The organism is Neobacillus niacini (assembly GCF_019749295.1).
GTDB lineage: Bacteria > Bacillota > Bacilli > Bacillales > Cytobacillaceae > Neobacillus > Neobacillus niacini_D.
The window spans coordinates 179,735-193,685 of record NZ_JACWFG010000011.1 but is presented as its reverse complement, the minus strand read 5'-3'; the positions used below and the strand labels follow the sequence as shown (position 1 = coordinate 193,685).

Genomic DNA, 13,951 nt, shown 5'->3' with positions numbered 1-13,951 from the left:
GGTTGTCTCTATCCTTTTACTTAAAACTATATTGGGCTGAACCTGCCTGATTTAGATCTCTGACTAAATCTATTAGTTTTTCATGCGGAATTTTAGCTCTTTCATGAGATGCTAATTCATTTAATGTTTTCATTTTTAAATTTGCAGTAGGGTTTGGCTTTGTAATTCCTGGTGCATAGTATTCTAATATCCTCTTTGTACAATCATCATTAAGCAGGTCGATAAGTCTTGTTTCAACCGTATAAACTTTACCCAGCCCTTTAACATTAGGATAAATAAAACGATATACACCGGAACCTACTTCTAAGCGTACATCCTCACCAGAGGTAGTTTGTGTAAGGATACCCTCAGAAGCAGTAAGAGGTAAACCGCCTTCTTGTACATCTATTAACACAGCATCAGGCAGAATAATTTCTGCTGTTGTATTGACAGGAATTTCAATCTCCATTTGCACTTCATCTTCGGTGATTGTCCAGTCTGAAACTACTTTTCCATACATCGAGTGATAGGCCGCCTTAACATGCGTTAGTTCAGCTCCTCCCAGCCTAGGCTGAATACGAATTCGTTTATAGGCAGGGAAACTTTCATCCATATCAAGCCCTCCTACTACACGATACATCCAATCACCAATAGCTCCATAAGCATAATGATTGAAAGAGTTCATGTCATCGCTCCAAAAGCTGCCGTCTGGTTTAATACTGTCCCAGTGCTCCCAAATGGTCGTTGCTCCCTTTGAAATCGAGTACAGCCAAGATGGATAGGTGTCTTGTAATAATAATTTAACGGCCGTTTCATGGTAACCATTATTAGATAAAGCAAAACACAGGTACGGCGTTCCTACAAATCCGGTCGTAAGGTGATAATCATTTTCTAAGACCAGCTCATTTAATTCGAATGCAGCACGCTCTTTCACCCTTCCATCAACCAAATCGAATACTAATGCTAATACATAAGCCGTTTGAGTTTGTGAGGTTAACCTTCCACTATGAGTGATAAATTCCAAATTAAAATGGCGAATAATCCCACTAACTAGTTCACTATAATGGCGTACATCCTCTGCTTTTCCTAAAACTACAGCAGCCTCCCGAACTAGTCTGGCAGTATACGCATAGAAAGCTGTGGCAATCAAGTCTCTAGCTGTTGCGCCAATATAGCTGTTCTCCTTGGCATCTAATCCCAGCCAATCCCCCAGCTGAAAGCCAGTATTCCAAAGGTATTCGTTGTCTCCTTGCTGACGTATAAATTCTACCCATTTTTTCATACTTTCATATTGTTCAGCCAGCAAGCGCTTATCACCATTAACAAGGTATACAGTCCATGGACAAATAACTGCCGCATCTCCCCAAGCAGTTGACGAGGATTCACCGTCCGGAAGAACATCCGGGATAACAAACGGGACACCCCCATCCTCAAATTGGTCAGCCTTTAAATCTCTTACCCATTTTGTGAAAAATGGCCCCCCCTGATAATTAAACAGTGCTGTCCTGATAAATACTTGGGCATCCCCAGTCCAGCCCAATCGTTCGTCACGCTGCGGGCAATCAGTAGGGACGTCCACAAAATTACCCCTTTGTCCCCAAACAATATTTTGTTGAAGCTGGTTTACTTGCGGGTTTGAAGTTTCAAATACACCTGTCTGCTCCATATCGGTATGAATGACCTCGCCAACAAAATTCGTAACAGGCAGCACGCCATCTTGAAGAGGATAACCCTCGACCTTTACATAGCGAAAGCCTTGAAAGGTGAAAGCAGGTGAATATTCCTCCACACCCTCACCTTTGGTAATATATTTAATTGTCTGCCTTGCACTTCGGAGGTTGCCAAAGTATATATTTCCTTCCTTATCGAGTACCTCAGCATGCTTCAAAACAATGTTTGTACCTGAAGGGGCCTGTACCTTGAACCGAATCCTGCCTACCATGTTTTGCCCCATATCAATCACAGAATCTCCATTAGGTGCAACAAAAGCAGTGATAGGTTCAAGAGTCTCCGTAACTCTGACAGGATTATTTTCCTGTGCAACCAAATTGGTCAGCCGAAAGTTATGAACCACTACACTCTTCCAATTTGTTTCATTAAAACCTGATTTGCACCAGCCTTTTTGCTCAAGGCGTGCATCATACGTTTCACCATGATAAATTTCTGATAACAAAATGGGACCAGTAGAAGCCTTCCATGTAGAATCCGTTACGATAACCTCTTCCGTTCCGTCCAGATACCGAACATTTAATTGAAGCAATATCCCTCGTTTATCACCATAAAAATTCCGTTTGCCTTCCCAAGCAAGATTGCCCTTGTACCAGCCGTCTGCCAACATAACCCCGACTGCATTCGAACTGCTATTCAGCTGTGCTGTTACATCATATGTCTGATACTGTAATCTTTTATGGTAACTCGTCCAGCCAGGTGTAAGTAATTCATCTCCAACTCGTTCTCCATTTAAATGAAGCTCGTATAACCCAGCACCTGTGACATATAATCGTGCTGATAGAATTCCAGTTTTTAATTCAAATTCCTTACGCAATAGAAAAGCGGGTTCTGATTCCGGAGCAAGCTGCTGAGGATTTGGTGTAATCCAGCTTGCCTTCCATTCACTAGCTTCGAAAAATGCTGTTTCCCACCACGAAACACGGCTCCAATCTGACTCCCTGCCAAAGTTATCCCAAACCTTTACCCGGTAATAATATCTTGTACATGATGATAGCTCTGGACCGTCATACGTGATATGCAGCGATTGATCCGACTTTGTATAGCCTGTGTCCCAAAGCGGCTGATCAAAACGTTCCTTAGTAAATGAGACTTGTAATTGATAGGCCTGTTGCATCGTTCCACGACGATTTGATTGGACTTGCCAGCTTATCCGCGGCTTACGAATATCCATACCGAGTGGATTTTGTACATACTCACATGTTAGGGATGACACAGATAATTTGTTCATTCGGAATCACTCTTTTCAGTTTGATAGATTGACTAAATGATTGGAAGCTGTAGAAAATGGCTTTCCATTTACCAGAATTTTTGTGGATTCTGATGCAGTAATTTCTATTTCAACTTCTTCAGGTACCGTAATCTGTAAGTCAATAAAGTCGCCTAAGTCTTTACAATAAATATCAATCCTGCCTTGAGGAATTGGCACAGACCCTTTTATCCACTTTAACCCATTTAAATTCGGAGCTATGGATACTTTTTTAAATCCTGGTTCGAGCGGTTTTACCCCTAGATATAGGATCCCAAAAACATATGTTGGGGCTGCAGACCACGCATGACAATGGCTCCGGCTGAAGTCCCCCTCAATTAACTCCCAGCCTTCCCAACAGGTTGTAGCGTCATGCTCCAGCATAAACCCATAGATTTCACGAATATTTTCTATTACTCTAGCGTTTTCTCCTAAATTCATTAAGGCTTGATAATAGAAAAATAGAACAAAGGGACTTTTAATTTGAACAAATCTCTCAGGAGGATTTTTTATATACTCCTCTATTAAATTCCTGCGATGACCTTCTGCACAATCTGTTAAATAGATCATAAGGTTTGTTTGAATGCTGTGAATTTTAGACTTAGTCCCATCCTCATGAATACTATCAATAAAAACTTTTCCTTCCTCGTCCCATAAGTATTTGTTGATTGCTAACTTTAGATTTTTTGCGATAGTGAGAAAGTTTATTTGATCTTCATGTTCACCGATAATCGAAGCTAAATAGGAGGTTTGTCGTAAGGCTTCGACCAGAAGTGCAATTTGGTGAGTAACAATTTTATGATTTGTATCCATTGGGGCCCAATCTAACATGTTCCAAGCACCAATTTCTACTAATCCTTTATCATTAATAAATTGCTGAAAACGTTGAACTGTGAGCTTGAGTTCCGGGTAAACTTCTTTAATAAAATCTAAGTCGCCAGAATAGCGATAGTATTCCCGGCATGCCATCATCCATAGAATTGACCATGCTGTTAAAACATTCTGCCACCCGCTTGGTACATGTGATTCTGGTAATGGAGAGCGGTAAACAGATTTGGAGATTAGCTTTAAGCAGCGTCTAATTAAATCATAGTTTCCAAATGTATAGTAATTCATGAGGGATATATTATAGGAATCACCCGTCCAAAGTGCCTGTTCATAAGCTGGACAGTCGATGATGGTATCCTGTGCACACATGCGGACTGTGTGCTGTGAGATTTCCCATATTTGATTTAACTGATAATCAGAACTGCTAAATGCTCCAACATTTGCTGTTGGAAATGTTGTGACATCCACCTTTATCCTAAAGATTTTGCATGGTGTGTTAAAATTTCGAATCGTTAATAACAAATAGCGGAACCCTCTAGGAATAAAAGACCGATACACCTGCCGACCGTCTGCTGCAACATATCGTAAAGAATTGTTTAAGGAAAAGGTATGCTCAATCCTTCCATCTTGATGGAGGCTTTCAAAGAAAAAGAAGTCGAAAATCGTCCCTTTCGCTGCTTCTATTTCAAACTCAACATATCCTAAGTATTCCTTACCGAAGTCAATTAAATATTCTGTGTCCCCTTTCTCCTTTGGTTCTATCAACGTAAAACTGTGATTTGGCAAAATCATATTCTGGTGTCTAAAATCGAGAGCATGTCTTTTTATGTCCTTTTTAAATATGGAAAGAAGACTTACGTTTTCAGTAAAAACATGATCGTTTGGAATTACCTTTATCCATTTTTTAAAAGCTTCTAATTCACTTAACGTTGTTACTTGCTGCATTTGTAAATATTCCTCATGAACGGGTACAGAATTTCGAACAGGTTTGCCTATTTGCAGCCGGGTTTCCGTATAAAATGGTCCAATTGCCAAAAACCTCGAATCATCTTGATAAAAAGGTGCTTTCAACTTAATTTTTCGAGAAAAATCAAAAGCCAGATGAATGGTTGGTTCGTGAAAGGATCCACCCACATCTATTAATAATAGGTTAGAACCTTTTCTCAGTTTTACATTTTCATATTTTCCATTTTGAGTTTTATAGGTATCTCCGTTCAATGTGAATTCCCATTTTGCTTCTGCATGTGCATCAAAAGTCAGGGTCATAACTCCCTCAGCATCTCGCTCCGCTTGAATTTCAGTAACAACAAATCCTTGCATAATCTTTCCTGAGTTATTATCTACTTCACCAGGGAAAAATGTTGGTTTTAAATCAATCGAATAATGCTGTGAAATGGGATTAACTTCTTTTAAATCTAAGACTCTTTTTGGAAAAACATGTTCATTAGTTAGATGAGGAATATCTCTAGGTATTAAAGTTTTCCATGGATTGACCCCAAACAAACCGATGATTTCAGCATGATTCCAAGTTGAATCGTCAAAATTCAACTGATTCCAATCAGTGTAAAACAGTCCTGCATCATAGATTTCCGACCATGGTAAGCAATTTGACATTTTCACAGATTCTTTTTTAAAACTATCGTGAATTGCTGTCCTCCAGTGATCATCAGTCAGCAATTGATCAATCACTTGGCCATCTTGATAAAAATCAATTTGTGCGATTAATCCACCGCGTCCTTCAATATAATGCATCGTTCCCATTCCATAATGATTGACTAATACTGCGAGCACATTTTCCCCTTTATTTAACCCGCACAAATCGTATTGGTCATAATACCATTCATCTGTCCAGCCGCGAACTGGACCAGCCCCTATTTGTTCACCGTTCAAATACACCGTATATTTTGTGTCTACCGAAATAGATAATGTTGCAGATTCATATTCCAAAGAATTGGTAAATGTTTTTCTGAAACAGGACCATTGATTTCTCGGACGTTCACCACTTTTATCCCAAATCCACTTTGCCTTCCATTCCATAAAACTCCTCCATGTAAAGACCCGATTACTTCAGCATTACTACGGACTTTCGGGTCTTTTTTTCTATCTCGTTTTGGAAAATATACTCTACTTAATCGACCCTGCTGTCATACCCGCAACAATCTTCTTGTTAAAAATAATAAATAGGATCAACGGCGGAATAGAGATTAAGAGAACATTTGTAAAGAGTAGATTCCACTTTGTAATGTACATGCTCATAAAATTATAGAGTGTTAACTGTAATGTTGCGTTTTCTGCACCTGGGAAGAAGTATAGTGGATTAACGAAATCATTGTAGACACTCACAGCTGTTAGCACGATTACAGTTGCTGACACTGGTTTTAACAAAGGTAAAATAATGTTAATAAACAATCTAAATCTCCCACATCCATCCATTAGTGCTGCTTCATCTAGTGACTTAGGAATCGTCACCATAAACCCTCGATACAATAAAATTGTAAATGGCAAATTCAAGGCCACCTCTACAAAGACAATTCCAGGCATTGTTTTAAACAGTCCTATTTCCTGCAAAACCCAAATGGTTGGAACTACTGCTGGAGGGATAATGAGCCCAGCCAGGATAAGGAAATTAAAGAATGGAGTCGCTTTTGTTACTTTACGTTGTAATACATATCCAGCAGCGGCACCGAGTATGATTAACAATACGATCGAAATACCGGTTATCATCACACTATTAAAGAAAGCCCGAATAATCATGCCATCTCTTGCACTTATTACTTCTTTCATATTCTCTATTAAATGAAAAGAGCTGGGCCAATCCATATTTAATAGAGAAGATTCCTGCGAATTCTTAAAAGCATTTATTATGACAAAATAGAAAGGGATTCCAAAGATACCTAATGTAGCCAAAACGGAAAAAGTTTCAACAAATAGTTTCCATAGCTTTTTACCTGTCTTTACCCTGCTTTTTGGATTTACTATGGGGGTTGAATTAGGGTTACTTAATACTGCCTTACTCATTACAAATCCACCTCTTTTTTATTCAGATACGCATACAGAGGGAAGGCTAAAGCAGAAACGAGTATGAAAAGGATCACGTTTCCTGCTGTTGAGAGGCCGAAGAAACCTGCCTGATATTGTTTATAAATAATTGAAGCTATCAGGTCCGTACTAAAACCTGGACCGCCTTTTGTCATTGTCCAAATTAAATCAAACGAACGTAACCCGCCAATAAAAGATAAGATAATGACTGTGTTCATTGCCGGCCGGCTAAGCGGTAAAATGATGCTTTTAAATTTATGCCAAGCATTTCCGCCATCCATCATAAGTGCTTCATAATAATCCTCTGGAATTGACATAATACCAGCGATGAAAATGACAGTTGCCATCCCGATACCTTTCCATACATCCACTAAAGCGACGGATAATAGAGCAATCTTGGTGTCACCTAACCAATCTGGACCAACAATTCCCAGACCACTAAGCACAATATTGATAATCCCTTGTGAAGGATGCATCATCATGGTAAAAGCAATCCCAACAGCTATGGTACTAAGTAAAGTTGGAAAAAAAACCATTGAACGAATAAATCCGACTGTTTTCAGCTTTGAACTAAGGAAAACACCTAGCAGAAGACCAATAATGACCTTCAAACCGCTCGTCACAACAGCATATATTAGAGTGTTTTTAAAACCGATATTTAGTGAAGGTTCTGTTAAAAATGTTACGAAGTTTTCAAAACCAATAAATTTCCAATCTGTTAATGTCCACCATGTCATACTGAAAAACAGGGACATAATCGTTGGCAACAAGAAAAAGACAAAATAAACAATTCCTGCTGGTAATAAGAAGTAATAGGTGTACGTTTTATTTGCTAACTTATTCAACTGCTGCGCCTCCCTACAAGAGTTAGTAAAAGATTAGCCCTGCTAGAGTCTAGTCAGGGCCAATGTTTAATCGATTAGAATTTTCTTACCATCCTTCTAGACCTAATTGTTTTGCTTGTTTTTCAACATCTTTGTCGTATAATTCAGCTCCCTCTTTTGCGGAACTAATGCCACTGCCGACTTGTGTTGTAATTTGCTCTAAGCTAGGACCTTTAACAGGACTTAGGAATTCAAGAGCAGGCGCATTATTACCAGAATCAAAGTACTGAATCATATCCTTCACTGCAGGGTACACGTCATCAGGAAGTTCTACACCTTTAATGGCAAACGGACCAGTCGGCGGGATTTTAGATGAATAGATTGTCACACCTTCTTGAGAAACGTAAAACTCTAAAAACTTCTTTGCTGCATCAATATGCTCACTATTTTTATTAATAAAGATACCTGCTGGCATCCAAACCGTTAAACCATTTTTTTCTGCACTGTCACTAGGCTGACCAAAAATTCCGATATCCTGCATTTTGTCTGGGAAGGTTGTTGCTAGATTCGCTAACGCGAACGTGATCATTGGATAGTGAGCACCTTCACCATCAGCTAACATTTTTAAACCAGCATCATAACCAGTAGCTAGGAATTCTTTATTCATATAGCCTTTTTTAAATACTTCCTCTAATTTCTCAAAACTTCTAAGTGCTGCTGGAGTTGTAGAGATTTTTGCTTTGTTCGCAGTAAAATCTTCTGCAAACGTAGGGTTTTCTTCAAGGACATTGTAGTTATCTGCAAGTACGATTACTTGTGAAGTCCAGGTATCTTTGAATGTCCCAATAACCGCTGTTTTACCAGCTTGTTTAATTTTTTCGTTATTCGCCATTAACTCGTCCCATGTTTTGGGAACAGTAAGTCCAAGTTCTTCATACACCTTTTTGTTATATAACCAGCCTCCAGCATTCGTTGGGGTTCCCGGAACACCAAACACTTTTCCATTAGCGGACACGGCATCTTTGTAGTCCTCCATGATGTTTTCCATGAATGGTTCTTTACTTAGATCTACAAAGTTTTGTTCCGGATTTAGTGCCTGTAATTGTGACCCTGAGTTATTCCAGACTAAATCTGTCATATCCCCAGTTGCAAGCCGTGTTTTAATAATATTATCGCCTTCAGCACCGCCTGGACGAGTCTCAATTTCTACTTTAATATTATTCTTCTTTTCAAATTCATCAATAATGGCTTCAATACCATCTAATTGTGTTTGGTTGTCAATTAAAAATGTGATTTTTTCTGTTACTCCACTTTTGCTGCCGCCTGAACTAGTTTCCTCTTTGCTGGTACAACCTGCTAATACACCTGCCATCAATGCACTGCTAAGCAGCAACGATACAATCTTTTTTCTTTTGGCCATGTTATTTCCCCCTCTTAAAATGTCTACTCTAAACTACTGTGACCTTCTAGGTGATACTTTAATTTTAAGCGCTTTCACAAAAATTATTAAGTGACACATTTTTTGGAATACGTCCGTATTTTTTGGAATCATGGCCAAGTTATTTTTTTATAAAAAAAATAGCCTTCTCTCATGTATTAATGAAAGAAAGACTATCACTGTATATATTGTCATCAGTTACCAGCCTTTTAGGCCAAGTTGTTTTGCTTGTATTTCAAGGTCTTGATCATATAATTGTGCACCTTGTTGTGCTGAGATAGTACCACTGCCTACTTTTGTAGTAATTTGTGGTAAATTAGGTCCTTTTAAAGGACTAAGAAACTCTAGTGCTGGTGTGACTTTTTCTGATTCAAAATAGGTTAGAATATCCTTCACAGCTGGCATGACATGATCTGGAACATTTACCCCTTTTAGGGGTAATGGTCCAATAGGAGTCTTGTTCGCTTGATATGTTTTTACTCCTTCGGGAGAGATAAAGTATTCTACCCATTTTTTTGCTGCTTCTAAATTTTGAGTATTCTTATTAACATAAATGGCGGCTGGCATAAAGATTGTCAATCCATTACTATCAGGGTTGTCTCCAGGCTGTGGGAAAAATCCGATATCATTCATTTGATCGGGATATTGTTTAGCAATTTCCATAAGCCCCTTTGACATATAAGGATACTGCACCCCGGTACCTTCTGCTAACATTTTTAATCCATCATTAATGCTTGCTGATTGAAAATCGCTATTTAAATAACCCTTTTGATACACTTCGGATAATTTTTCAAAGCTTCTTAATGCTGTAGGTGTTGTAGCGATATTAACTTTATGAGAGGTTAGATCCTCTGCAAATGTTGGATATTCGGCGATAACATTGTGGTTATCTGCGAGGACAATTAGCTGTGATGTCCACTGTTCCTTATACGTACCAATAACCGCTGTTTTACCAGCACCCTTAATCTTTTCGCTATTTGCCATCAATTCATTCCATGTTTTCGGAATGGATAACCCCAACTCTTTGTAAACCTTTTTATTATACAGCCACCCCCCGGCAAAAGCATTACCTACAGGGGCCCCGAATACCTTGCCATTAACCATAACCGATTTCTTAAAGGGTTCTAATACATCCTTCATAAATGGTTCATTTTTTAAATCAACAAAGTTCTCTTCCGGGTTTAAGGCTTGTACAAGGGAACCGGAATTGTAAAAAACTAAATCAGTCATATCACCTGTTGCTAATCTAGTTTTTATTATCTCATGGCCTTCTACACCAGTTGGACGTGTTTCTATTTCGGTTTTAATGTTATACTTTTTTTCTATATCAGCTGCAACGGCTCGAATTCCATCCTGTTCGATTTGACTATCAAAAAGAATCGTTACGGTAACCTCATTGGTGTCTGAATGATTAATAATTCTTCCATCATTCCTGCCGCAGCCTGTCACAATAGTTAAAAATAGTCCTATATGAACAAATCCTGCCAGTATTTTTCTTTTGTTCAACATACAGATTCCCGCTTCTTTCTAATCAAATTTCTTTAGATGTATTCAGTGAATGAGTATTAAAAGGAATCTCGATATTGACCCGGGTTCACTCCAACCTGTTTCTTAAATAACTCAGAAAAATGACGATAGGTATGATAACCTACCTTTTCACTCACATCTGCAACTTTATACCCTTCGCGTAAAAGTATCTTAGCCCGCTCCATTCGAAGCTTTGTTAAATATTTAATATAGGAAAGTTTCATTTCCTCCTTAAAAAGGAGACTAAAATAGGTAGGATTCATCCCAACATACTCCGCAACTTCCTGTAGAGTCAAATCATTTGAGAGATTCTTTTCTATATATTTACTAGCTTTCTCTACAGCATCATGCTTTTTATCACGTCGAATCTGCAGGAACCATTCTATAATCATTTCCATTTGATCTTTAAGCCAGCTGAACATTTTCTCTTTTGTATTCAGCATTCTAATTTCAATATGCGGCAGGTAATTTCCCTGGGTAATGGTTGATACATCTTCCCCAGTCTCCTTTGCTACTTCCATTCCCAGATAGATCAGCTTTAGAATTTCTCGTTCAATTACATCAGGATTTAACCTTTGGGCTTGGACTTTGTTAATAAATTCATTAAGCTGCCGGAACAAACCTGATTTATCTCCCGTCCGTAAATAGAAAATAATTGCTTCTTCTTGTTCTGATAAATCACCTGGAATATTGGGATTTTCTCCAATTTCCTCAAATCGCGTCCATTCTCCTTGTTCCATAAACTGCCCATACCTTAATGCTTGCTGTGCTTCTTTATAGCTCCTGCCTGCATCGGTTAGTTTTGGATAGGTCCGTCCGGAACCAACTGTGATACCATTTTGACAAGGTATATATAATAATTCCTTTAAAAGCTCTGAACTATCTTCTTGAAAATGAAAAATGACAAGTAAATGTTCTTTCCCATTTCGAAGATATAGTGAAAAATAGGAGGAGTGAGTTGGTATTTCTTGAATTTTTTCGGAAAGAGCCAGTACTGTTACCCCGACTATTTCCTCTATTTCTTCTCCAAAGCTATCCCGCCACCTTGGCAATGCCTCCTCACCTTGAAGAAGTAAATCCAATGTTGCTTTTTCAACCAGAACGTTTCGACTATCCTCCAAATTTTCCTTAAGAGTCATAACCTTTTTCTGCTCTTGTATTTTTTCAAGTGTTTTTTTTAATGTTTCTTCCATCATCGGAATCGTGATCGGCTTCTCCAGATAGTCTGATACTCCAAGCTTCAGTGCCTTTTTTACATATTCGAACTCATTGAATCCGCTAAAAACGATACAAATAATTTCAGGAGCAGCCGCAAGAATTTTCTCAACCACCTGTAAGCCATCCAATCCAGGCATTCGAATATCTGTAAAAACAATATCAGGTGAATGGGTTTCAACTAAATCAATGGCAGCAAACCCATTTGTCGCAGTGCCGACTAATTCAATCCCGTATTTTGACCAATCGATCATCATCTCTAGGCCTTGAAGGACAATGTATTCATCATCAAAAATAACTGCCTTTAACATTGCTTCTCCTCCTTAGCTTCCCGAAACCTGATTTCTATGCAGGTTCCTTCGTTCACCTTACTTGATAAGGTAAGTGTACTGTCTTGTCCATATAATAACATCAATCTTTCACGAACATTTTTAAGGCCATAACCGCTCTCAGTAGCACTCAAATCCTCAATTCCAACCCCATCATCACATATGGTGAAAATAATCCATTCACCTTCTATTAGTCCTTTTAACTCGATGGTTCCTTCTCCGCATTTAGGCTCTAATCCGTGATAGATGGCATTTTCCACAAACGGCTGCAGCAGCAGTTTAAGGATTGGTTTGTCTAGTAATTCCGGTTCAACATCCTCAATATAGTGAAAACGGTTTTGATATCGGAAATTTTGAATCGTTAAATAGTGGTGAATATGCTCCAATTCCTTTGCGATTGGTATCAAATCTTCACCTTTATTTAAACTTAATTTAAAGGTTTCAGATAAGGCAACTGCAATTTCTGCAATATCCTGATTTTTCTGCAAGATTGCCATCCAATAAATAGAGTCCAGCGTATTGTATAAAAAGTGGGGTTTAATTTGTGCCTGCAAGGCACGAAGTTCTGCTTCTCTCTCTTTTAACTGTGAATGGACCAGCTTCTCATTTAACTCCATATTTTCAACCGTTATTCTTTGGAAGGTTTCTCCGATTGCTCCAATTGTATCAGTTTCATTATTCCCTCCAGAACCCCACAGCCCCTTGGCCCAGTCAATTGTCATCTTCTTTAATTGCAGCCACGGCCGGGCAACTTTTCCAGAAAGAATATAAGAAGTCATTAAAGCGATTAACGCAATAATAGCAGCTATACTGGCTGTTATGATTCCAATTTTATTAGACTGTTTTAAAAGGTCCTTCTCTTTTGTAATATAGGTTAACGTCCAGTCCGTTGTTTGATTGGTATAGCTGCTGACAAGATACCCTTTACTTTTTAATGTTTCAAAACTGGATAAGGTATTCTTCCCATCACTAATCTCGTTATTTAAGTCAGATGGATTACTAAAAACTGTATTCCCCCCATCCCTGGTCGAATCAATCACAGCTATTACACTATCACTATCATCCTTTAACACTCTTGAAAACATTGACTTTTTGATATTAACCACTAATAAGCCAATTTGCTTCGTTTCAAAAACATTTCGCGGATCGCGTAATAGTTTAACGGAAGAAAACGTCGTATCATCCTCATTATTGGCGAGGACATTATAACTCAAAAAAATGGGCCTTCCTTGAGTACTTACACTTTTCCTATACCAATCGGTTTTAGAAATATCACTGTATATTTTACTTGAATGGTACTTGCCAATACTCTTATCATTTCCATAACAAACTGGGCGAAAATAAACGTCAAATAAACAAACCGAATCAATATCTTGTGTATCAATAAAATAGCTGGATATTAAATCCTGCATTCTTTTCGTTGTGTTCTCATCCAAAACATTTTTCCCCACTTCGGAAAAAGCCGCGCTGTCGATCAATTCTTCGCGAACACTATTACTCCATGAAATGACACGTTCCATATTAATAATATTTCGAAATAATAAATCCGTCACTTCACTGGATGTCCGAAGATTATTTCCCGTAGTTTCTAATTGATTTTGAACAAGTGTATTTTTTGCGATATTAAAAGAAATAAAGCCTAGCAATACAAGTGGTAAAATGGAAAGGCAGATCATAATTAAAAAGTATTTATACCTAATTTTGTCATTGCGGAGATGCTTTCTGACTCTTCTGATTATTAATCTCATAATTGACCGCCTTATTACATTAATATAGTCATCATAAACTGTAATAC

At 38.2% G+C, this 13,951-nt stretch carries 8 protein-coding genes; all 8 read right to left on the bottom strand.

The window, feature by feature from the left end; all coding sequences use genetic code 11:
• Positions 1 to 16 precede the first annotated feature (16 nt).
• The gene (locus H0184_RS14765) at positions 17 to 2,938 is read right to left on the bottom strand and encodes an alpha-L-rhamnosidase (protein ID WP_221826644.1); all 2,922 of its coding nucleotides are present in this window, start codon (positions 2,936 to 2,938) and stop codon (positions 17 to 19) included.
• A 15-nt stretch (positions 2,939 to 2,953) separates the two neighbouring features.
• Positions 2,954 to 5,821, bottom strand: a complete 2,868-nt coding sequence (locus H0184_RS14760; protein WP_221826642.1) for a family 78 glycoside hydrolase catalytic domain — start codon at positions 5,819 to 5,821, stop codon at positions 2,954 to 2,956.
• Positions 5,822 to 5,908: 87 nt separating this feature from the next.
• Complete coding sequence (locus H0184_RS14755; RefSeq protein ID WP_221826641.1) at positions 5,909 to 6,802, bottom strand: carbohydrate ABC transporter permease; 894 nt, start codon at positions 6,800 to 6,802, stop codon at positions 5,909 to 5,911.
• Positions 6,802 to 7,668 (bottom strand): carbohydrate ABC transporter permease, encoded by an 867-nt coding sequence (locus H0184_RS14750; RefSeq protein ID WP_221826639.1) that lies wholly within the window; start codon positions 7,666 to 7,668, stop codon positions 6,802 to 6,804. The genes H0184_RS14755 and H0184_RS14750 overlap by 1 nt, the downstream gene beginning before the upstream one ends.
• Positions 7,669 to 7,753: 85 nt before the next feature.
• Positions 7,754 to 9,067, bottom strand: a complete 1,314-nt coding sequence (locus H0184_RS14745) for an ABC transporter substrate-binding protein (RefSeq protein ID WP_221826638.1) — start codon at positions 9,065 to 9,067, stop codon at positions 7,754 to 7,756.
• 216 nt (positions 9,068 to 9,283) lie between these two features.
• Entirely contained in the window at positions 9,284 to 10,594 is a 1,311-nt protein-coding gene (locus H0184_RS14740; protein WP_221826636.1) for an ABC transporter substrate-binding protein, read from the bottom strand.
• 56 nt (positions 10,595 to 10,650) lie between these two features.
• Positions 10,651 to 12,138, bottom strand: a complete 1,488-nt coding sequence (locus tag H0184_RS14735; protein WP_221826629.1) for a response regulator — start codon at positions 12,136 to 12,138, stop codon at positions 10,651 to 10,653.
• Complete coding sequence (locus tag H0184_RS14730; protein ID WP_221826627.1) at positions 12,132 to 13,904, bottom strand: sensor histidine kinase; 1,773 nt, start codon at positions 13,902 to 13,904, stop codon at positions 12,132 to 12,134. The genes H0184_RS14735 and H0184_RS14730 overlap by 7 nt, the downstream gene beginning before the upstream one ends.
• Positions 13,905 to 13,951 lie beyond the last annotated feature (47 nt).